Source organism: Thiocystis violascens DSM 198 (assembly GCF_000227745.2).
Taxonomy (GTDB): Bacteria; Pseudomonadota; Gammaproteobacteria; order Chromatiales; family Chromatiaceae; genus Chromatium; species Chromatium violascens.
Genome location: NC_018012.1, coordinates 4,959,719 through 4,981,566 on the forward strand (window position 1 = coordinate 4,959,719; position 21,848 = coordinate 4,981,566).

Annotated in this window: 17 protein-coding genes; 9 read left to right on the forward strand and 8 right to left on the reverse strand. The window is 63.7% G+C overall.

Going from position 1 to position 21,848, the window contains the following annotated elements:
- Positions 1 to 25: 25 nt before the first annotated feature.
- Positions 26 to 766: a glutathione peroxidase gene (locus THIVI_RS22130; RefSeq protein ID WP_014780739.1), complete on the reverse strand. Its 741-nt coding sequence runs from the start codon at positions 764 to 766 to the stop codon at positions 26 to 28.
- Positions 767 to 1,269: 503 nt separating this feature from the next.
- Between THIVI_RS22130 and THIVI_RS22135 the strand changes: the two genes are divergently transcribed.
- From THIVI_RS22135 to THIVI_RS22165, 7 genes are all read left to right on the forward strand, one after another.
- Positions 1,270 to 1,611: a hypothetical protein gene (locus THIVI_RS22135; protein WP_014780740.1), complete on the forward strand. Its 342-nt coding sequence runs from the start codon at positions 1,270 to 1,272 to the stop codon at positions 1,609 to 1,611.
- A gap of 185 nt (positions 1,612 to 1,796) precedes the next feature.
- Complete coding sequence (gene glk / locus THIVI_RS22140) at positions 1,797 to 2,777, forward strand: glucokinase (protein ID WP_014780741.1); 981 nt, start codon at positions 1,797 to 1,799, stop codon at positions 2,775 to 2,777.
- A gap of 47 nt (positions 2,778 to 2,824) precedes the next feature.
- Positions 2,825 to 3,031, forward strand: a complete 207-nt coding sequence (locus tag THIVI_RS22145; RefSeq protein ID WP_014780742.1) for a CopZ family metallochaperone — start codon at positions 2,825 to 2,827, stop codon at positions 3,029 to 3,031.
- A gap of 3 nt (positions 3,032 to 3,034) precedes the next feature.
- Positions 3,035 to 4,876, forward strand: coding sequence for an autotransporter assembly complex protein TamA (locus tag THIVI_RS22150; protein WP_014780743.1), 1,842 nt, complete (start codon positions 3,035 to 3,037; stop codon positions 4,874 to 4,876).
- Positions 4,873 to 8,958 (forward strand): translocation/assembly module TamB domain-containing protein, encoded by a 4,086-nt coding sequence (locus THIVI_RS22155; RefSeq protein WP_014780744.1) that lies wholly within the window; start codon positions 4,873 to 4,875, stop codon positions 8,956 to 8,958. Before THIVI_RS22150 ends, THIVI_RS22155 begins: the two co-directional genes overlap by 4 nt.
- Positions 8,959 to 8,961: 3 nt before the next feature.
- On the forward strand, positions 8,962 to 9,879 hold the full coding sequence (locus tag THIVI_RS22160; RefSeq protein WP_014780745.1) for a lysophospholipid acyltransferase family protein: 918 nt from the start codon (positions 8,962 to 8,964) through the stop codon (positions 9,877 to 9,879).
- Complete coding sequence (locus tag THIVI_RS22165) at positions 9,876 to 10,850, forward strand: lysylphosphatidylglycerol synthase transmembrane domain-containing protein (protein ID WP_014780746.1); 975 nt, start codon at positions 9,876 to 9,878, stop codon at positions 10,848 to 10,850. Before THIVI_RS22160 ends, THIVI_RS22165 begins: the two co-directional genes overlap by 4 nt.
- 142 nt (positions 10,851 to 10,992) lie before the next feature.
- Here the strand turns inward: THIVI_RS22165 and pap are convergent, their stop codons facing one another.
- The 3 genes from pap to THIVI_RS22180 form a co-directional block, all read right to left on the reverse strand.
- Entirely contained in the window at positions 10,993 to 12,561 is a 1,569-nt protein-coding gene (pap, locus tag THIVI_RS22170) for a polyphosphate:AMP phosphotransferase (RefSeq protein ID WP_014780747.1), read from the reverse strand.
- A gap of 302 nt (positions 12,562 to 12,863) precedes the next feature.
- Positions 12,864 to 13,253: a hypothetical protein gene (locus THIVI_RS22175; RefSeq protein ID WP_014780748.1), complete on the reverse strand. Its 390-nt coding sequence runs from the start codon at positions 13,251 to 13,253 to the stop codon at positions 12,864 to 12,866.
- Between the two features lie 101 nt (positions 13,254 to 13,354).
- On the reverse strand, positions 13,355 to 13,840 hold the full coding sequence (locus tag THIVI_RS22180) for an Lrp/AsnC family transcriptional regulator (RefSeq protein ID WP_014780749.1): 486 nt from the start codon (positions 13,838 to 13,840) through the stop codon (positions 13,355 to 13,357).
- A 134-nt stretch (positions 13,841 to 13,974) separates the two neighbouring features.
- Here THIVI_RS22180 and leuA point away from each other — a divergent pair, with 134 nt between their 5' ends.
- Positions 13,975 to 15,645 (forward strand): 2-isopropylmalate synthase, encoded by a 1,671-nt coding sequence (gene leuA, locus THIVI_RS22185; protein ID WP_014780750.1) that lies wholly within the window; start codon positions 13,975 to 13,977, stop codon positions 15,643 to 15,645.
- Positions 15,646 to 15,740: 95 nt separating this feature from the next.
- Here the strand turns inward: leuA and THIVI_RS22190 are convergent, their stop codons facing one another.
- From THIVI_RS22190 to THIVI_RS22205, 4 genes are all read right to left on the reverse strand, one after another.
- Positions 15,741 to 16,100, reverse strand: coding sequence for an STAS domain-containing protein (locus THIVI_RS22190; RefSeq protein ID WP_014780751.1), 360 nt, complete (start codon positions 16,098 to 16,100; stop codon positions 15,741 to 15,743).
- A gap of 311 nt (positions 16,101 to 16,411) precedes the next feature.
- Positions 16,412 to 17,635 carry an HD-GYP domain-containing protein gene (locus THIVI_RS22195; RefSeq protein WP_014780752.1) on the reverse strand — a complete coding sequence of 408 codons (1,224 nt, stop codon included), beginning with the start codon at positions 17,633 to 17,635 and terminating at the stop codon, positions 16,412 to 16,414.
- 328 nt (positions 17,636 to 17,963) lie between these two features.
- Positions 17,964 to 19,631 carry a DNA repair protein RecN gene (gene recN / locus THIVI_RS22200; protein WP_014780753.1) on the reverse strand — a complete coding sequence of 556 codons (1,668 nt, stop codon included), beginning with the start codon at positions 19,629 to 19,631 and terminating at the stop codon, positions 17,964 to 17,966.
- Positions 19,625 to 20,524, reverse strand: coding sequence for an NAD(+) kinase (locus THIVI_RS22205; RefSeq protein ID WP_014780754.1), 900 nt, complete (start codon positions 20,522 to 20,524; stop codon positions 19,625 to 19,627). The genes recN and THIVI_RS22205 overlap by 7 nt, the downstream gene beginning before the upstream one ends.
- Before the next feature lie 236 nt (positions 20,525 to 20,760).
- Between THIVI_RS22205 and hrcA the strand changes: the two genes are divergently transcribed.
- Entirely contained in the window at positions 20,761 to 21,813 is a 1,053-nt protein-coding gene (gene hrcA, locus THIVI_RS22210) for a heat-inducible transcriptional repressor HrcA (protein ID WP_041447866.1), read from the forward strand.
- Positions 21,814 to 21,848 lie beyond the last annotated feature (35 nt).

Here is a 21,848-nt window from a genome sequence, read left to right on the forward strand (position 1 = left end):
CGACAGGCTTAATGTTTCAGTGGCTTCAGATCGTGCGAGTCTTCAGCCAGTCCTCCAGTTTGTCGGAACCGCCGATCAACTGACCGTCGATGAAGACCTGCGGCACCGACGTGGCATTGGCAACCGCGCGCAGGCTCTGCTCGGTGTAGTCGCGGTTGAGCAGCAGTTCCTCGTAGGCGATCCCCGCGCTCTTCAGCGCCTCCTTGGCCTTGGCGCAGAACGGGCAACCGTCGCGGGTCATGACGGTCGCATTCAGCGGCTTGGGCGCGCTCGGCGCCAGATACTCCAGCATGGTATCGGCGTCGGAGACGCCATAGGGGTCGCCTTCGACCTCGGGCTCGATGAACATCTTTTCGATTACGCCATCGCGCACCAGCATGGAGTAACGCCAGGAACGCTTGCCGAAGCCGATGTCGCTCTTGTCCACCAGCAGGCCCATGCCCTCGCTGAACTCGCCGTTGCCGTCAGGGATGAACATCAGGTTGTCGGCATTCTGGGTCTTTTGCCATTCGTTCATGACAAAGGTGTCGTTGACCGACATGCAGACGATTTCGTCGACGCCGTGCTGCTTGAAGACCGGCATCAGTTGATTGTAGCGCGGCACATGCGAGGACGAGCAGGTGGGCGTGAAGGCGCCTGGCAGGGAGAAAACCGCGACGGTCTTGCCGGCAAAGATGTCGTTGGTCGTCACATCGACCCACTCGTGACCACTGCGGGTGCGAAAGGTGACCTCGGGGACGCGGCTTCCGGTACGATCCTGCAACATGTCGATACTCCAATGTTCGATGAGATGGATTGGTGGAAAAGGTTGGGTTTAAGGCTTGGTTGGCAGGTCGTTGCCGCCAACGAAACGAACGATAAAGCAAGTCTTTTGATATGGAAAATCGATTATAAAGATCGACGCGATACATTTTGACGATCATTTTGGGCGTCGAGAGCGCACGACGTGGATCGGCGGGGCGCGGTTTCAATCGACTCTAACCCGCACTCTGAGTGCGGGCGCGTTCGTGAAGGATCAAGCGATCGTCCGCGAAATCGTTCCCGCCGTCCCATCGCAACGCATCGTTGGCCTCATGACACGCCCCAAGCCATTCCGGAATCCTCGTCTTTTGGTCCAGTCATGGCGAGAGCGCATGAAAATGCACGTCCATCTGAAAAGCAATTGATCGATATCAACGTGATCGGCTTTTTCACTGCCTAATCTTTAACTCGCGGTCTGGGCATGCAGGCCCGGGCCGTCTCAAAAACAGCCTTTGAGAGAGGTGAACCATGATGACGACAAAACGATTGATGCTGGCCGCCATGGTTGCGGGCGTCTCCGCGCTTGGCTCCATGTCCGCCAACGCCTTCTGGGGTTGGAATCCATTCAATTGGGACAATGGTCGCTGGGGCGATGGCCCCTGGGGCGGCGGTCCCTGGTATGGCGGTCCCTATGGATATCCCTACGGTGGCTATGGTTACCCCTATGGCGGCTACGGTGTTCCCTACGGCTGGGGCGCGCCAGTCTATGGTTATCCTGGCTACGGATATACTGGCTACGGATATCCTGGCTACGCCTATCCCGCGTATCCGTCGACCGCGACCCAGCCCGGCGCGACTCCCGCGAAATAACCGATCTTCCGTTCGTTCGCGATTGCCCACGCCATCGGGCGCGGGCAGCGGCGCCACACGCGGATCTGATCGCCCAGTACTTCGCCGCCGCGTGCGCATCTTGTTATCATCCCCACCTGCCATTCCGGCGCCATCGGTTCAACCCATGGGTAGGCCGTCCACCGTCCGATGAAGGAGACTCTTTTATGCGCTTACTGGTGGGTGACATCGGTGGAACCAAGACGGCACTCGGCGTCGCCCAGACCGATGGCGAGACCGTGACGCTGACTGAACCCAGGCGTTACCCGAGCGCGGCCTTCGAGTCGCTCGATCAGATCGTGCGCCGCTATTGCGGGGAAACGGGGTTGATCTGTCGTTTCGCGGCCTTCGCGGTCGCCGGTCCCATTCAGGATCGTCGTTGCGAGACCACGAATCTGCCCTGGATCCTGGATGCCGACGAACTGGAACACTCGTTCGGGTTTGCCGGCGTCGATCTTTTGAACGATCTGGAGGCGGTCGCCTGGGGCGTGGACGCGCTCGGGCCTCAGGATCTGGCCGTGATCCATCCCGGCGATGGGATCGGCACGGGCAATGCCTGCGTGGTGGCCGCCGGGACCGGGCTCGGTCAGGCTGGCCTGTATTGGGATGGCGTGCGGCATCATGCCTTTGCGACCGAGGGCGGACATACCGATTTCGCGCCCGCCGACGACCTGGAATTCGCGCTCCTGACCCATCTGAAGGCGCGTTTCGGACGGGTGAGTTGGGAGCGCGTGGTATCGGGGATGGGAATCGCCAATCTCTACGAGTTTCTGCTGGTCCATCGTGGCGCCGAGCCGCCGGCCTGGCTGAGGCAGGCGATTGCCGAAGGAGGCGATACCGCCGCCGCGGTCGCGCAGGCGGCGGCCGATGATCGTTGCCCGCTCTGCGTCGAGACCATGGGCCTGTTCATGCGTCTGTATGGACGTGAGGCGGGGAATCTGGCCTTGAAACAAATGGCCCTGGGCGGCGTCTTTCTGGGGGGCGGCATTGCCTTGAAGAATCTGTCGGCCTTGCGCAACGGGCAGTTTCTTGAGGGTTTTTTCGATAAGGGCCGGATGGAACCGCTGATGCGCCGGATGCCGGTCTGCGTCATCCTGCAACCCCACACTCCTTTACTGGGCGCGGCGCGTTTCATGGCCTCGCAATAAGGGCATCGCTCATTCCGCTGCAGGCGAATCGGTTGGGAGAAGACACCATGACGATTGAACTGAAGATCTCGGGCATGAGCTGCCAGCACTGCGTCAAGGCGGTGACGGAGGCCATTCAGGCGGTGCCGGGCGTGGAATCGGTCGAGGTGGATCTGGCGCGGGGAGTGGCGCGGGTCGCGGGTCCGGCGGACGCGGACGCGAACGCGCTGATCGCCGCGGTGATCGCCGCCGGCTATGGCGCGGAGCCGGCCTGAAAGATGGCGTGGTTGCCGGGTGAGCCCGGGTGGTCAAAACGGCGGTTATCGTTCGCGAGACGTTCGGGACAGGGGCTTTTCGTCCGTCTCCTGCTGGTTGGTCTCCTACTGCCGACGGGGTTGCTGCATGCGCTGACGCTCGACGTCAAGGTCGAGGGACTCGAAGGTCAGCCGCAGGCCAATGTCCTGGCGCTCCTGGCGATCTATCAGGAGCGCGATGATCGCGATCTGATCCCGGAGCGCATTCTCGGTCTGCATCGTCTGGCGCCCGAGCAGATCCGCGAGGCGCTGGCGCCGTTTGGCTTCTATCGCGTCGCGGTGGAGGATCGCCTGGAGCCGGCCGCCGACCCGAACGGACGCTGGACGGCGGTGTACCGAGTCAATCCAGGCGAGCCGATCAAGATCGGATCGGTGACGTATCAGGTGACCGGGGAGGGTGCCGACAACCCCGGATTCCCGAAAGAATTCCCCATGCGGGTGGGCGATGTCCTGCTGCATTCCGTCTATGAAAAGGCCAAGGCCGATCTTCGTTATACGGCCTCGCAGGAGGGGTACCTGGATGCGCAGTTGTTGCGCCATCAAGTGCTCGTCGACCCGGTTGCCTATGACGCGCGGATTGAATTTCATCTGGACACCGGTCCGCAATACCGCATTGGCAAGGTCCGGTTTCAGCAGGATCTGCTCGACGAGGATCTGTTGCGCCGCTATGTGAAGTTCAAGCCGGGCGTGGTCTATGACCCGGATCTGCTGCTCGGTTTGCAGGGGCGACTGCTCGGCAGCGAATATTACAGCGATGTCGAAATCGTGCCGCTGACGGATCAGGCCGGTCCGAACCACGAGATCCCGATCGAGGTGATCGCCAAGCGCAATCTGCCGAACAAATATCGCATTGGCCTGGGGTACGCGACCGATGTCGGGCCGCGCCTGAGCATGGATTGGCGCCGCCGCTATCTCAATCGCTGGGGGCATAAACTGCGTACCGAACTGAGTCTGGCGCCGGCGCTGTCGAATTTGGAACTGGATTATCGCATCCCGATCCAGGATCCCACCCGCGACTACATCATCATCAAGCCCCAGTCCACCTATACGGATACCGCGACCCGAAAGGGTTGGGTGCACTCGGTTCAGGCGGCCCATTCCACTCTGACTCCGCGCGGCTGGCGGCGCAATCTCGGACTCGATTATCGGTACGAGGATCTGGAACTCGCCTCCGATTCGTCCGATGCGCTCGGCGCGACCAGCGAACTGGTTCCGACGCTGTCCTGGTCGAAGACCGTCTCGGATGATCCGATCAATACCAACCGAGGTTATCGGATCAAGTACACCCTGTTGGGCGCCGTGCAGGGGCTGATCTCCGAAGCCTCCTATCTGAGCGGCCAGATCCAGTTCAAATGGGTCCGGCGCTTCGCCGAACGCTACCGCGTCATCACCCGGACCGACCTGGGCGCGACCCTGGCTGACAGCGTCGACGATCTGCCGGCGAGTCGGCGTTTCTATGCCGGCGGCGACAATTCCATCCGCGGCTGGGGGTTCGATGCGCTGGGGCCGAACGATCCGGTCACGGATGCCGCTGTCGGCGGGCGTTATCTGGCGGTCGGGAGTTTGGAGCTGGAGCGCCAGATCAAAGGCCCCTGGAGCGCGGCGATTTTCACCGATTTCGGCAACGCCTTCGATCCGGATTACGAGCAACGCTTCGCGCAGAGTGCCGGGTTCGGCGTGCGTTGGGCCTCGCCCATTGGACAGGTCCGGCTGGATCTCGCCTTCGCCTTGACCAAGGATCAGGGCGATGACGAGGGCGGATTGCCGCCGGCCCGGCTGCATATCGTGATTGGGCCAGATCTGTGAGCGAGCGATCAGACAGCGATGCCGTCGCCCTGGATGGGGGCTTGGAACCGTCTTCCGGGGGGGCGGACGTCCCGCCCGCGGACGAAAAGGACGCCCGTTCCCCATCGCCTCGCCGCTGGCGCCTGCCTTGGCTGGTCGCCGTCCCGTTGCAACTCCTGCTGGCCCTGATCCTGCTGATCGCGCTGACGCTCGGCACGCAGACCGGTCTGCGCGTCGCCATCGCGCTCGCCGAGGATCTGGTTCCGGGCATCCTGAGCGTCGCGCAGGTCGATGGGCGTGCGTTGGGCCGGCTGCATCTGGAAGGGATCAAAATGCGTCTGCCGGCGATCGACCTGACGATCGGCACGCTCGACCTCGATTGGTCGCCCTGGTCGGTTTTCTCCGGCATCCTGTCCGTCCAACAACTGGCGGTGCGCGACATCGATCTGGTGGTCGCGCCCAGCCTGGATGAAGAAAAGGAGCCCTTTCTCCTACCGGAAATCGATCTGCCGCTGCGGGTCGAACTCGGTGACGTCCTGGTCGAACGTCTAAGGGTCTTCGCGCCGGGCGAGGAGGAACCTGGATTCGTCCTCGACCTTGCCACGCTCAGCGCGCACGCACAGGGGAGCGAGGTCAACCTGACCCGCGTCGAGGTTCGGATACAGAGCCTCCAGTTCAGCGCCATTGCCCAGGGTCGCGCCAATCTGCTGGGGCATTATCCCCTGGATCTTGGCCTCGATTGGGACTTGAGCATGGCGCCCGCTGTCCGATTGGTCGGCAAGGGCCGCATCGGGGGCGATCTGCAGCGGCTGACGATCCAGCATCGTGTCACGGGCGCGGTCGAGGCGGAGCTGGATGCCCATGTTCAGGATGTCCTGGGACGTCCGAGTTGGGATGGGCTGATCAGGATCCCGCGGGTTGATCTTCCCGCCTTCCGACCGGATTTGCCCGCTGTGGAGACCGTCGCTCGACTGGAGACGCGCGGCAATCTGGACGCGGCGACGCTCACCGGCACCGTCGATGCCCGCGCGCCGAATCTCCCGGATTTCGGACATCTGGCCGTTGCGCTGGATGTGCTCTGGAAGGAGCGCGTGCTCTCGATCCGCGCGCTGGAGCTGACCGAGCAGGTGTCCGAGGCCGTTTTCAGCGCCCAGGGACAGGTCGATCTCAATCCCAGCCCCGGTCAGTTCGCGCTCAAGGGGAACTGGAAACGTCTGCGCTGGCCCTTGATCGGCGATCTGGTGGCCCAGTCGCCGCAGGGCGATCTGGATCTGTCCGGAGATTTCGACGCCTTCGCGTATGCGTTGTCCACCGAGGCGCTGGGGCCGGGTTTCCCCGCCGCCAGACTGGCGCTGCAAGGCAGCGGCAGACCGGAAGGCACACACCTCGAAACCCTGAGGATCGAGACGCTGGGCGGTCTGCTCGAAGGTTCGGGCGATGTGGCCTGGTCGCCAGCGCCGACCTGGAACCTGACGCTCGCCGGCCGGAATCTCAATCCGGGTGAGTTCGTCGCGGGGCTGGAGGATCGACTGAGCCTACGGCTCGCCAGCCAGGGCGGGCTGGACGGTTTCGACTATGGCCTGACCGCGACGACGGTCGGCCCCGGTCTGCCGCCGGCGAATCTGACCCTGAACGGGACCGGCGACCGCAATCGCACCGACCTGAAGACCCTGCGTCTGGACCTGCTGGACGGCCGCATCGACGGTCAGGCCAAGGTCGTCTTCGCGCCGCGCCTGACCTGGGAGGCCAGTCTCGCGCTGGCTGGAATCAATCCAGGCACTTATGCACCGGACTGGCCTGGCCGGATCGATGGCCGGCTGACGAGTCAGGGCACGTTGGAAGACGACGGCCCGATGCTCACAGCGGTCATTGATGGATTGAAGGGAACGCTGCGGGGCTACCCGATCGCCGCCGCTGGCAAAATCGCGATGGCAGGAAAAACAATTCGCATCGAGCGCCTGACAGCCGAGTCCGGACCCAGCACAGCGCGGGTCGATGGCGTGATCGACGAACGCCTAGAGCTTGCGCTCGCCCTGGAATCGCCCGACCTGGCGAGCCTGCTGCCGGAGGCTCGGGGGCGCCTGAAAGCGACCGGCAAGGTCCAGGGGACGCTCGACGCGCCTCGGATTGCCCTGGATCTGTCGGCGACCGACGCCGAACTGGCGGGGCAGGGGATTGCCTCGCTGGCCGGGACCGCCGAGGTGGACCTGGCTCCCAATGGCCGGTTTGCGCTCCAGTTGGACGGCCAGAATCTGTTCGCGGGTGGGATGCGCTGGAGCGCGCTGGCGCTGCGTGGGGGCGGCTCCATGCCGGATCATCGACTCTCGGTCGCCCTGACCGGCGATCCGCTCTCGCTCAATCTCGCCGCGACCGGCGCTCTGGCGGCGGGCGGCGCCTATCGCGGACAGCTCGCGACGCTCGATCTCAAGACGGCTGATTTTGGGGCCTGGCGTCTGCAACGCCCGACGCCCTTCAGTCTGGAGCAACCCAAGATCGCCGCCGGTCCGCTTTGCATTCGTCACGCGCAAGGCTCCGGCGGCTGCATGTCCTTCGACCAGACGGATGCCGGACGCTGGACCGTCAGCCTGGATCTGGACAAGCTCGACTTCGGTCTGCTGGCGGGTCTGCTGCCCGAGAACCTGAGCGCCGAGGGTGGCGCCCGGCTCAAGGGGAACTTCCAGGCGGCGAACGGGGTGCTCGACGGCTCCGCCACCGCGGAGATTCCCGACGGGCGGATCCAGCTTGCACTGGGGCAGGGGAAACGCGAGACGCTGGATTTTTCGCGCGCCCGTCTGACGCTCGATGCGAGCGCGCGGGGATTGTCCGCCCGGCTCGGTCTGCCGCTCAAGGATCTCGGCGAGATCGCGGGCGATCTGAGTCTACCCGGCTGGCGGCTCGATGCCCCGGCGCGTCCGGGTCAGCCCTTGAATGGGCGTGTCCGGGCCGATGTCCGGGGTCTGGCGCGGATCGCCAATCTGGTTCCGGACATCGCGCGGCTGAGCGGTTCGCTGGATGCCGACCTGACCCTGGGCGGTACGCTGGCCGAACCTGGAGTCAAGGGTCGGGCGGATCTTCGGAACGTCAACTTCGAGGTGCCCTTGATCGCGCTCAAGGTCAAGGATCTGAACCTGAGCGCCATCGCTCCCACGCTCGAACGGATGGAACTGCAAGGTCAGGCGGACATCGGCGGCGGCCGGCTCGATCTGTCGGGGGACAGCCGATTCGGCGGCGGCGGTTTCGCCGCCCGGTTCAAGGCGTCCGGGGATCGGCTGAAGGTGGCCGACACCAAAGAATACTTCGCGCTCGTCTCGCCCACCTTCGACCTGGAGGCGACCTCGAAGGAGGCTGCCCTGCGCGGCGAGATCCGTGTCCCCGAGGCGCGCATCCGCCCCCGCGCGATTCCGGCTGGAGCCGTCTCGCCATCACGCGATGTCGTCCTGGAAGGCCCTGCGACTGCGCTCAGGGCAAGCGGTGAAAAGTCGTCCTATCCGTTCTCGCTGGATCTCCGGTTGGTATTGGGGGATGAGGTGAGCATCGATGCCTTCGGCGTGCGCGGTCGGCTGGAGGGCGGTCTCAGCGTGATTCAGGCGCCGGGCAGGGACATGCTCGGCGACGGTCAGCTGCAGATCGTCGAGGGTGAATACCGACTGTCTGGCGGATTCGGGCTGGCCGCCGAATTGGGCGCCCCGTTGACGATCACCCAGGGCCGTCTGATCTTCGCCAAGACTCCCATCGGCAACCCCGGTCTGCTGCTCCAGGCCGAGCGCGAGGGCGGCGATACTACCGCTGGTGTGCGGGTGCTCGGCACCCTGCGTAATCCCAAGCTGGCCTTTTTCTCCGAAAGCGATCCGGGAATGACCCAGGCCGAAATCACCAAATATCTCATGACGGGAATCCCGCCCTCCGCGAACGACCGGAGCGACCAGGCCGGGCTCGCGGTCGGCACCTACATCGCCCCAAAGATTTATATGGAATATGAGAGCGGGCTCGGCGACGAGGACAATAAGGTCCGGCTGCGGTATAACCTTTCCCGCCATATCGAGTTGCAAACCGAGACCGGCGAGAATCCAGGCGCCGATATCTATTTCAAGTTCGAGAATTGAACCGTGCTCTCGCATCCGCGCTATTGGCTGAGTTGGGTTGCCGTCGGGATGATTCAGGGGCTGGGACGGCTGCCCTTTCCCGTGATCTGGGCGCTTGGCACCCTGTTAGGTCGCTTGGGCTATCGGTTCGCCAGCGCGCGACGACTGGTCGGGCGCCGCAATCTGGAGCTTTGCCTGCCCGACGCGAGCGCGACCGAGCGCGAGCGCATTCTCCGCGCCCATTTCGGCTGGCTCGGGGTCGCGGCGTTGAGTCAGGGAGTGCGCTGGGGCATCTCGCGCGCCCGGATCGCCCGCCTGACACGCGTCCGCAACCGCGAATTCATCGATGCCTGCATCGCCGAGGGACGCCCGGTGATTCTGCTGGCGCCCCATTTCATCGCGCTGGAACTCGGCGGCGCGGCCTTTACCGCCCTGGTCCATCCGGGCGTCCATATGTATCAGAAAGTCCGCAACCCGGTCATGGACTGGCGGGTACGCCGCGCCCGCTGTCAGTTCGGCAGTATCCCGGTCGAGCGTCAGGACGATCTGCGTGGACTCATTCGCGAGATCCGCAAGGGCGCGCCCTTCATTTATCTGCCCGATCAGGATGCCGGACGGCGCGGGATCTTCGTCCCCTTCTGCGGTCTGTCCGCCGCGACCGTGCCCATGCTCGGGCGTTTCGCGGCCATGACCGATGCGGTCGTGATCCCGACCTTCGCGCGCTTTCTGCCCTGGGGGCGCGGGCTGGAGGTGATCTTCGACCCGCCGCTTGAAGATTTCCCCAGCGGCGATCCGCAAAAGGATACCGCGCGCATGAACGCGGTCATCGAGGCGCGTCTTCACAGCATGCCGGAGCAGTATTTCTGGGTCCATCGTCGCTTCAAGACCCGTCCGCCCGGCGAACCGCCGATCTATCCGCCGAAACGGAGACGCCGCAAATGAGCCCGATGAACGAGGAGACGAAGGGGCAGGGCGCCCCGCGGCTTGGGCGCGGGCGCGATTGGATCCTGGGCGGAACCCTGCTGCTGGCCCTGCTCGCCGCCGTGCACTGGTCGATCGGTTGGGGGCCGTTGCTCGCGCCCTGGCGCGAACTCTCGCCCTGGCTGCTCGGCTGGCTGTTTCTGCTGACGGCGCTCAGTTACGCCCTGCGCGCGGTGCGGGTCCATGACTATTTTCGACCCCGCTTCAACGGGCAATTTCCGGTCGTGCTGCGTCTGAGCATCTTGCATAACACGGCGAACAATCTGCTGCCCATGCGCGCCGGCGAGTTCGTTTTTCCCTGGCTGATGCGCCGGTATTTCGGTCATGGACTGCTGGATTCGGCTGCGGCGCTGCTGTGGATCCGGCTGCTGGATCTGCATTTTCTGGCCCTGATCGCGATCCTCATCCTGAATCTGAGCCATCCCTCCTGGATCTGGTGGGGTCTGGCTCTGCTCTGGGTCGGAGGGCTGGCGCTCGTCGTGCTTGTCAGCGGGATGGGCGAGACGGCGCGGCTGGCCGGGGACGGCAAGATCCGCTCGATCATTCGCCGGGTGCTGCTGGCCGCGCCCGGCGATCACTGGCTGGTCGCGCGGGTCTATGGTTGGACGGCCCTGATCTGGAGCCTCAAGTTCGCGGCCTTCACCAGTCTGCTGAGGTTCTTTCTGCCGTTGGATTTATGGCGTCTGCTCGCCGGCGTCATGGGCGCCGAACTCTCCAGCGTGCTGCCCTTTCACGGCATTGCCGGCAGCGGCAGTTACGAACTGGCGGCGGTCGCGGCGCTGGCGCCACTGGGGGTCGACCCCAAACTGGCGCTGGCTGGCGCGGTCAATCTGCATCTGTTCCTGTTGGGCAGTACCCTGATTCTCGGCGGGCTGGCGTTTCTGTTGCCGAAGTCGGCGGGGAAAGCAGCGGTCAGTCAGGCGTTTTCGTAGGGTACCAACAGGCGGTGGCGGCGAGGATTCCGGTCTGTCGACCCCGGTCTGACCGCCGGAGCGTCGAGTGCAACGCGCTGCTCGCGGAGGGCGGCGGGGTCCGCGCCAATGCGCACCTGACGCAGACGCTGCCGGACGCGGTTCAATGGTTTCCGTTCGGCTTCTTCACGTCCTCGATCCGCTTGTCTCCGCAGGGGACGTAACCGGTGGTGGGCGTCGGATCCCGCTTCAATGCCTCGGTCAGGGTATCGCAGATGGTGCGCATGACCTTGATGCGGGCATAGGGTTTGTCGTTGCCCTCGACCAGGGTCCAGGCCGCGTGCTTGGTGCTGGTACGGGCGACCATCTCATTGACGGCCTCCTTGTAGTGCGGCCATTTCTCGCGGTTGCGCCAGTCGTCCTCGGTGATTTTGTAGCGTTTGTAGGGGACGTTCTCGCGGTCCTTGAAGCGCTTGAGCTGTTCGTCCTGGCTGATGTGCAGCCAGAATTTGATCAGAATCACGCCGCTGTCGACCAGTTGCTCCTCGAAGCGATTGATCTCCGAGTAAGCGCGCCGCCATTCGGCATCGCCGGCAAAGCCCTCGACCCGCTCGACCAAGACCCGACCATACCAGGAGCGGTCGTAGAGCGTGATATAGCCGGCGCGGGGGATGTGCCGCCAGAAACGCCACAGATAATGGTGCGCCTTTTCCTCGTCGGTGGGCGCGGCGACCGGGATGGCGCGGTAGAGTCGGGCGTCGATGCTGCTGGTGATGCGCCGGATCGCGCCGCCCTTGCCGCCGGCGTCCACGCCCTCGAACATCAGGACGGTCGAACGCTTTTTATTGTAGGCGGTCCAGGCGAGTTCGTTGATCTCGGTTTGCAGGCGTTTCAGCTCGGTCTTGTAATCGTCGCGCGGGATGGCGAGCGACAGATCCAGTTGGTCGAGCAGGGTGATCTGGGCGCTGGCGCTGCTCGGCAGATCCGGGCTGACCAGGCTGTTGTTCTGCTCCTCGGTCGTGGCTTCGCTGAGCCGGGAGCGAATGGAATGCAGCAGGGTCTTGCCGACGGTCAGATCGCGATACCGCCGGTCGCCAGCCTCGATCAGATACCAGGGCGAGACCCCGCGGTCGGTGTGCAGGATGACCCGCTCGGCGACCTGCTCGAAAGCGGCGTAATGTTCCGAGAATTTGCTCTTCTCCGGGAGCATTTTCCAGCGGCTCTTGTCGTCGCGGGAAAGCTCCTTCAGGCGGGCTTTTTGATCCGTCTCGGACATGTGGAACCAGAACTTGACGATCAGCGCGCCATCCTGGATCAGCATACGCTCGAAGTCGACGATGCGGTTGAGTTCGCCGTCCAGTTCCGCGTCGGTGCAGTGACCCTTGAAGCGATGCTCGATGGGGGTCTGATACCAGCCGCCGAAGAGGATCGAAATCTCGCCGCGTGGGGGCATCGAGCGCCAGAAGCGCCAGTAGCGCGGACGCTCGCGTTCCTCGTCGGACTCGTCCCAAAAGGCGAACGTCTGCACCCCGCGCGCATCCAGCCATTCGTTGAGACGGTTGATCACCTCGCCCTTGCCCGCCGCTTCGACGCCCGAGACCAGTACGATCACGGGAACATTGAATGCTCTCAAATCGCGCTGGGCGGCCAACAGTTGCGTGCGCAGTTCCTCCTGCTGCTCTTTGTAATCTTCCTTGCTGACCGAGCGGCCGACTTTTGTTGCCTCGAACATGCGTCAATTCCTCGTCAATCGGGACTCGGGGTGCAGTTTAAGTGAATTGCGGCGGTTTATATCCAAGGCCGAAAAATATTTACGCTGGCTGTCGGATCCACGCGTCGCGTGCAGGCAGGCCGCCGATGCTGGGCTAAGAAACTAAGAAACTAAGAAACTGTCCATTTTCTACTTCCCGATGGCTACCGGACAGTGCCGCTCAAGTCGCGAAACAGTTGATGGACACGTTTTAAAGCCGTCCGTGGTGAGGTACTCGAACCACGAACGGCTTCAGACGGGACGAATGGAGGGAACTCGACCGTTCAATGAGCCGCGGCCTTCATGGCTTCCTCGCGGGTATAGAAGACGCCGTCGCGAATGAAACCGGAGACGATCTCGGGGCTGGCCTCGATCACCCGGCCATCGGCGTCCCGGCGGATGACCCAGGATTGGGGTAGACCGTCCAGAACATGAATGGGCGCGAGGCTGCCGTCGCCGAACCGCGAAAGCACGGTCAGGCCGCTGACGCGATGCAGATAGCCGGGGCGGAATCCGCCTGCGCGGTTGCGATGGCTGATGCCGCGGGTGTGGGCGTAGAGGACGTTTTCGGCGCGTAGCGACAACTGGGTGAGGGCGCCGCGCAGTCGTTTGGCACGCACCCGTTCTTGCGGATTCAGGATCTGGGTTTGCGTTTGAAATTGTTCGATGGACATCGCATCGCTCCTGATCTTCGGTTGGCGAATGATGGATTTACGTGAGTAAACGCATCTTTTATGCCATCGATCCGCCGGTCATCGTCTCGCGGTTTGGTTCGCTAGGGCCTTGTCGCGCTCATTGAACTTAACGGCAGACTGGTCCGTTCCAGTACCCGCCGCAGCACGAAACTGGAATGCACGCCCGCGACGCCCTCGATGCGCGTGATCCTGTTGAGCAGTAAATCCTGATAGGCATCCATGTCGCGCGCGACGACCTTGAGTTGATAGTCGGCGTCGCGACCGGTGATCAGCAGGCATTCCAGCACCTCGGGAATGGCCTCGACGGCGGCCTCGAAACGCTCGAAGCGCTCCGGGGTGTGGCGATCCATGGAGATGCTCAGGATGACCAGGAGATCCAGCCCGAGCTTGCGGGCGTCGAGCCAGGCGCGATAGCCAAGGATGATGCCGGCGTCCTCCAGGGCGCGCACCCGGCGCAGGCAGGGTGAGGGCGACAGGCCGATGCGCTCGGCGAGATCCTGGTTGCTGATGCGTCCGTCCGATTGTAGTTCGGCGAGGATGCGCTGATCGTAACGGTCGAGTTTCATGCTCCCCCGCGTTCAAAATTGGCGGATTCTTGCGCATTAGATCCTGGATCCGGCCATTTTCGCAATCCTCTGCCCCGGCGTTTTCCCTATCCTGTGCCCATTGAAGATCTATCCGCAAGATGGGGGAGAAGAGGATGAACAGTTTTGACCACCGTCGCTACCGCCCCGGCCCGGCGATGCGCCTACCGAACCGGCAGTGGCCGAATCGAACCGTCCAGCAGGCGCCCATCTGGGCCAGCGTAGACCTGCGCGACGGCAATCAGGCGCTGCGCGAGCCGATGAACGTGGACCAGAAGCGCCGTCTTTGGGATTTGTTGATCAAACTCGGTTTCAAGGAGATCGAGGTCGGATTTCCGGCCGCGAGTCAGCCGGATTTCGATTTCGTGCGCGGCTTGATCGAGGAAGACCGGATTCCGGAGGACGTGACCGTTCAGGTGCTGGTGCAGGCGCGCGAGGATCTGATCCGACGCACCTTCGAGTCTCTGCGCGGCGCGCGGCGGGCCATCGTCCATGTTTACAACTCCACCTCGCCGGTCCAGCGCGAACGTGTGTTCGAGCAGGATCGCGAGGGGGTGAAAGCGCTCGCGTGCCAGGGGGCGGATTGGGTGCGACGCGAGTCGCTGCGCTACCCGGAGACGCGCTGGACCTTCCAATATTCGCCGGAGAGCTTCACCGCGACCGAGCCAGACTATGCCGTGGAGGTCTGCGAGGCGGTGCTGGAGGTCTGGCAGCCGACCCCGGAGCGGCCTTGCATTCTCAATCTGCCGGCGACCGTGGAGGTGTCGAGCCCGAATGTGTTCGCCGATCAGGTGGAGTTTTTCGCCACCCATCTGCGCCGGCGCGAGTGCGTCATCCTGTCGGTACATACGCACAATGACCGTGGCGGCGCGGTCGCGGCGGCGGAACTGGCGCTGCTGGCGGGTGCGGACCGCGTCGAGGGCACTCTGCTGGGCAATGGCGAGCGGACCGGCAACGCCGATCTCTTGACGCTGGCCATGAATCTCTACAGCCAGGGCATCGATCCCTGTCTGAATCTTGGCGATCCGGACGAGATTGTCCGGGTCTGTGCGGAGTGCACGGGGCTGGCGCTGCATCCCCGCCATCCCTGGGTGGGCGAACTGGTCTACACCGCCTTTTCGGGCAGTCATCAGGACGCCATCCGCAAATGTCTGTCCGTTCAGCGCGCCGACCAGCCCTGGCAGGTGGCCTATCTGCCCATCGATCCCAAGGATCTGGGGCGCGACTATCAGGCCGTGATCCGCGTCAACAGCCAGTCAGGCAAGGGCGGGGTGGCGTTCGTCCTGGAGCGCGATTATGGTCTGACGCTGCCCCGCTGGCTTCAGCTTGAGTTGGCGCGCCTAGTTCAGCGCGCAAGCGAGGCGCGTGGCGGCGAGATGGCGGCGGCCGACATCCAGACGATGTTCCGCGACCATTTCATCACCGATCAGGTGCCCTGGCGTTTGTTGGGCTATCGGATCGACCGCAACGGTCATGATGTCATCGAGGTCCGGATCGGCGGAAGCGACGGCGAGCAACGCTTGCGCGGGGAAGGGGAGGGCGCCATCGCGGCCTTTGTCGACGCCTGGACACGCTGGAGCGGCCGGCGGATCGGCGTGCTGGACTATCGGGAGCATGCCATCGGCGCGCGCACGGATGCCGAGGCGGCGGCTTATGTGCTACTCGATCTGGATGGCCAGCGGGTGGCCGGCGCGTCCATCGATCAGGATACCGTGGCGGCTTCGATGCGGGCGGTTCTGTCGGCCTTGAATCGACAGGCGACGGTCGAGTGCGCGGAGGCGGCGTAGGGACGCTGTCGAACCCTGATACCGTCTAACTGAAACGCCGGGGGCGGGCGTTCCGCCCGCCCCCGTGTGCGATCCGAATCGTCACTGACGGATCGTCAGACGGGTCTTGGTGCTTGCGACATCAATCGCTCGCGCGCGTTCGGGGAATCTTTCGGGACGATATTAAAGGCATTCGTCATCACGCGCGGCAGTCGGTGCTGAAGTTCCGGGTGATCGCTCAGGATCACCACGGTCGCGCCAATGCGCCGCAGACGCTCGTTCAGCATCCACAGCAGTGCAAGTCCGGAGTCGAAAACCCGATCGAGACGGGTCAGATCCATGATGCAGGTTCGCAGGCCGACCGGGATGTCGGCAAAGACCCGGCAAGCGTCTTCCGAGATCGTCAGATCGAGATCGCCGTGGAATAACAGATCGAGTCTGTCCTCACTTGGAATAAATGATGTCATCATCGGCATGGAGTCCCTCCTCGTGTGGAACGCGGCAATCCAGGGGGCGTCGGCGCGGCCTTGCCGAACCGGCAAGCCTCGGCGCGAACGCGGTGTACGCTCTTATAATAATGCACTGTTGACGATCTGGATCGTGACCCGCCGATCATCCTGGGGGGCCGCGAGGTTGGGGTTGCTCGAAACCAGTGTTTGTCGCCTGGGGGCGTGGCCTAGCTTTTCAGTATTGTTGGTAATTCCTCTTTTGCCTAGTCCGTGCAAACACTCTATCGCTTGTCGGTTCGGAACGGGTGGATGCGGTCCGACTGCTCTTCTCAGGTTGATCAACCTGGATACTGCAGCACCTTGACCGGATCGACGCGCCACTGCGCCGGCGATTCGGCGCTCTCGATCCGCTCCTCGGATCCCTTGGCCAAGCGCGAGAGATCCACGTCCCGCACGGCCAGATAGGTGCGTCGCCTAGCGTCCATGAAGACCCGCACGACCGGATGAAACAGCCCTTTCCGGCCGGTTTCCACCACCACGCCAAGCAGTCCGCTGCGCAGTCGTACCAGGGTTCCGACCGGATAGATGCCGACGCAGCGGATGAATTGCTGCACCAGATGCGCGTCGAAATGATGATGGCTCCATTCCAGCAGTTTGCGTAGCGCCTGATGGGGTTCCAGTGCCTTGTGATAAACGCGCTCGGTGGTGATGGCGTCGTAGACATCGGCGATCGCGGCCATTTGCCCGTAAAGTGAGATGTCGGCGCCGGACTTGCGATCCGGATAACCGCTGCCGTCGATGCGTTCGTGATGCTCGGCAGCCACCGCCAGGGCGATCGACGGGATGCCCGGAACCTTGGCCAGGATCTCGCGGGTGTGGACCACATGGCCGCGCATGACGATGAATTCCTCGTCGGTCAGTTGTCCCGGTTTGTTGAGGATCGCGGGGGGAACCAGAATCTTGCCGACGTCATGCAGGAGCGCGCCCAGTCCGATGTCATGGATTAGCGAACGCTCGATCTCCAGGGTGCGGGCGAAGGAGACCATGAGGACGGCGACATTGACCGAGTGCTCGAAGGTATAACGACCCACGCGGCGGATGCGGGTGAGTGCCAGCAGGGCATCCTGATTGCGAAAGATCGAGCCGACCATTTCGGTCACCAGCGGGTTTACCTGCTCCAGGGCGATCTGTTGTCCCAGGCGCGCATCCTCCATCAGGCTGCTGACCAGCCCGATCGCTTCGTTGTGGATGCGTTTGGCCTGATTGCGCTCATCGGCCAGCGGGACCGCATGCTCCTCGCCCGCGCCGGTCTCGGCCACCTGGACCAGATCCTGCTCCAGCGCCTCCTCGACCTCGCTGGCGGTCGGGGCGAGCGAGACATCGAGCCCCTTGTCCGTATCGATGTAAATCTCGCGAATGCCCAACTGGCGAATCCGCTCCAGGCTTTTGTCCGCCTTGAGCAGAAAGCGATTCCGCATGAATCCATGATCCATCCAGTCGCAATTGAGATCCTGGATATACATGCCGAGCTGGAGTTGTTCGACCCCGATCTTCTTGATCATTCCATGCGCTCCTGACAGCGGAAAATGGCCGTAGAGATGAAACTGTCCATTTTCTCCTTCCCGATTGCGGCCGGATAGTGCCGCTCAAGTTGGGAAACAGTTGAAGGACACGTTCTAAGTTTCACGCGGAGACGCGGAGCGCGCGGAGAGTCGGAAGATGTATCACGGTTCACGCCGAGAGATTGTTTCTTTCTCCGCGCGCTCCGCGCCTCCGCGTGAGATCGTCATTCAGCAACTGTCAATTTTCGACGTCCCGATGGCTGCCGGATATTGCCGCTCAAGTCGGGAAACAGTTGATGGACACGTTCTAAAAACCGCTGGTATCGGATCAGCGTCCCCAATTCAGCATCTCGCTGGCATGGTCGCGGGTGCGCGCGGTGATCTCGGTCCCGCCCAGCATGCGGGCGATCTCCTCGACGCGGTCCGTTGCGTCCAGGGGCTCGATGCGGGTATGCGTCTGGCCGTCGAGGGTCTCCTTGCGGACCCGAAGTTGCGCGTGCGCCTGGGCGGCGACCTGGGGCAGGTGGGTAACGCAGAGAACCTGACGGGAGTCGCCGAGCTGATGGAGCAGCCGGCCGACGATCTCCGCCACGCCGCCGCCGATGCCGACATCGACCTCATCGAACACCAAGGTGGGCACGCTGCCGCATTCGGCGGTCGCGACCTGAATGCCAAGGCTGATCCGCGAGAGCTCGCCGCCCGAGGCGACCTTCGCCAAAGGCTGTAAGGGTTGCCCCGGATTGGCGCTGACGAGAAAGTCGATCCGCTCCAAGCCGCCGCTGCCGACCCGCTCGCGCGGGAGCGGGTCGATCTGGACCGCGAAGCGTCCGCCAGCCATGCCAAGCTGCTGCATGGACGCGCTGACGGTCTCGGCGAGACGGTCCGCGGTCGTGGCGCGGGCATCGCCCAGGCGCTGGGCCAGGGTCAGGAAATCCTGCCAGGCGGTCTCATGCGATTCGCGCAGACCGGCCAGCGTGACATCGGCCTGTTCCAGATCGTTCAGTTCAGCGCGCCGCTCGATCAGCGTCTCCGGCAACTGCGAGGGAAAGACCCGATACTTGCGCGCCAGATCGTGAACCTGGGCGAGACGGGTTTCGACGGTCTCCAGCGCGGCCGGATCCAGATCCAGTCCGTCGAGATAATGGCGCAGACTGGCGGCGGCCTCGCCGGCATGAATGGCCGCCGTTTCCAGCAGTTCCCGGCTCTCGGTTAGCCCCGGATCGATGACCGCGAGTTCCGCGAGCTCGGCGGTCGCGGCGCGTAGATGATCCTCGATCGAGGGTTCGGACTCCGCCAGGGTCTGCAGGACACGCGCGGCGGTCTCCTGCAATCGGCCAAGATGGCTCAGACGCCGTTGTTCCTGGTCCAGCGACTCGATGTCGGCGGCGGTCAGGCCGAGCGACTCCAGATCCTGGACCTGGAAACGCAGCAGATCGAGCCGCGCGGAACGTTCCTGAAAGGCCGTTTCCAGCGCGGCGAGTTTCTGATCGAGCGTGCGGAAATCCCGAAAGGCCTTCGCCACCGCATCCGCCAGGGGCCGATGGCCGCCATAGGCATCGAGCAGATCGCGCTGGGCGTTGGCGCGCAGCAGGGACTGATGGGCGTGCTGACCATGGATGTCCACCAGCAGATTGCCGAGATCGCGTAACTGCGCGCCGCTGGCCGGGCGGCCGTTGATATAGGCGCGCGAACGCCCCTCGCGCACGATCAGCCGGCGCAGGATGCAGCCGCCCTCGTCGTCCAGTTCCTGTTCGGCGAGCCAGTCGCGGGCACCGGGGCAGGTGGCGAGGTCGAATTCGGCGACGATCTCGGCGCGCTCGCTGCCGGCGCGGATCATGCCGACTTCGGCCTTGTCGCCCAGGGCCAGACTGAGCGCGTCGATCAGGATCGACTTGCCGGCGCCGGTCTCGCCGGTGAGCGCCGTCATGCCGCGCGGGCAGTCGAGTTCGAGTTGGCTGACGATGGCCAGATCCCGGACCTGGAGATGGGTCAGCATGATTGCGCCCGCGTGGCGTGATGGCCGCCCCAGTGGAGCTTGGCGCGCATGATCTGGTAGTGATCGTGCCCCTTGGGATGGATCAGCCGGACCCGGTCCGGGTGACCGCTAATCCGCACCCAGGCGTCGGTCGGAAGCGCAAGCGCGGTCTGTCCGTCGCAGGTGACCTGGACGTGTCCCTGATCGTGCCCGCGCACCCGCACCTCGATGCGGCGGTCGCCGGGCACCACCAGCGGTCGGTTGCTCAGGTCGTGCGGACAGATGGGCACCAGCAGGATGGCATCCAGTGCCGGATCGACCAGCGGACCGCCGCCGGACAGGGCATAGGCGGTGGAGCCGGTCGGGGTGGAGACGATCAGGCCGTCCGAGCGTTGTGCATTGACGAAGACGCCATCGATATAGGTCTCGAATTCGATCATGCGCGCCGTGTTCCATTTGTGGATCGCGACATCGTTGAGCGCCGTGTAAACCGGCCCCGCGGTTTGTTCGGTGACCACCGACGCCTGCAGCATGGAGCGGTGATCCGCTTCGTACTCGCCGGCCAGGATCCGGTCGAGAACCGCATCGATGTCGCAGGGGGAGACATCGACCAGAAAGCCCAATCGGCCCAGATTGATGCCCATCAAGGGCACGCCACGCGCCGCAGTCGCGCGCGCGGTATGCAACAGGGTGCCATCGCCGCCCACCACCACGATTAGATCGCAGCAAGCGACGAGTTCGGCGAGGGGGAGGGCGGTGCCGATGGGCGCGTCGAGCAGGTAGGCGCTCTCGGCATCGAGCAAACACGCTACCTCGCGCGAACGCAAATGATCGCTCAGACGCGCGAGCGTGCCCCGCACCCGCTCGGGATCGCCTTGCTTGGCAACGATGCCGACGGTCGTAAAATGCGGCATGGGATCTGAGTGGCATGGTGGCCGGCGGTTAAGACCGCGCAACGTTAGCATGGGGCGGCAATCGCGCCAAGACTGAATCGGCGAACGTGTGTGCGCATGCGGGAGTCTTGACAGGCCCGGTCTCGATCCCTAAATTGAGGTGTTAGCACTCTCCGATGGTGAGTGCTAAAATATCGGTTCAGAAAGCCCATTTCCGGTTGACGATTCAAACCATTGTGATCGCTGGCAAATCGACATTGACATCCGAAACGCGACAGACCGACAACCCGGTCAGCGAGCGCGCGCTTCATTTTCTGAAAGCGCTGGTCGAGCGGTATATTCGAGAAGGTCAGCCGGTTGGCTCGCGGACCCTCGCGAAAGACACGGGTCTGGATCTGAGCCCGGCGACCGTCCGCAATGTCATGTCGGACCTGGAGGATCTGGGTCTGGTGGTGTCGCCCCATACCTCTGCGGGCCGGGTGCCGACGGTGGCCGGGTATCGGCTGTTCGTGAATTCGCTCCTGACCTGGCGCGCGCCCTCGGAGGACGATATCGCCTCGCTGCGCACGCGCTTCGATGTCCGCACGGATGCCAAGTCGTTGATCGAGACGGCCTCGACGCTCCTCTCGGGCATCACGCATCTGGCTGGCGTGGTGATGCTGCCGCGCCATGAGCGCAATGTCTTTCGTCAGATCGAACTCCTGCCCCTGTCCGAGAAGCGGGTGCTGGCCATCCTGGTCACGAGCGAAGGGGAGGTGCACAACCGGATCATGGGTACGGAACGGTCTTTCACGCCGTCCCAGTTGGAACAGGCCTCGAATTATCTCAATCAGATGTTCACCGGCCAGGACATCGGCGAGGTCCGCAAGCGCCTGCTGGACGAGTTGAAGCACGCGCATGCCAGCATGGACCGGCAGATGATCCGCGCGGCGGCGCTGGCGCAGGAAGTCGTGGAGGCCGCCGAAAGCCGGGACGACTGTTTCATCGCCGGACAGACGAATCTGATGGAGTTTGGCGAGCTGGCGAGCATGGACCGGATCAGGCAGTTGTTCGAGATCTTCAATCAGAAACGCGAAATCCTGCACATCCTCGACCGCTGTATCGCCGCGGAGGGTGTGCAGATTTTTATCGGCGAGGAGTCCGGGTACGCGCTGCTGGACGATTGCAGTCTCGTGACGACGAGCTATCGGGTCGATGATCGGGTGGTCGGCGTGCTCGGCGTCATCGGTCCGACCCGGATGGATTATCAGCGCGTGGTGCCGATCGTCGATGTCACCGCGCGGTTGCTGGCGGCGGCACTGCGCCAGTGAGGCGCCCGGCGTTGGTGCCGGGGCGCGCAAACAAT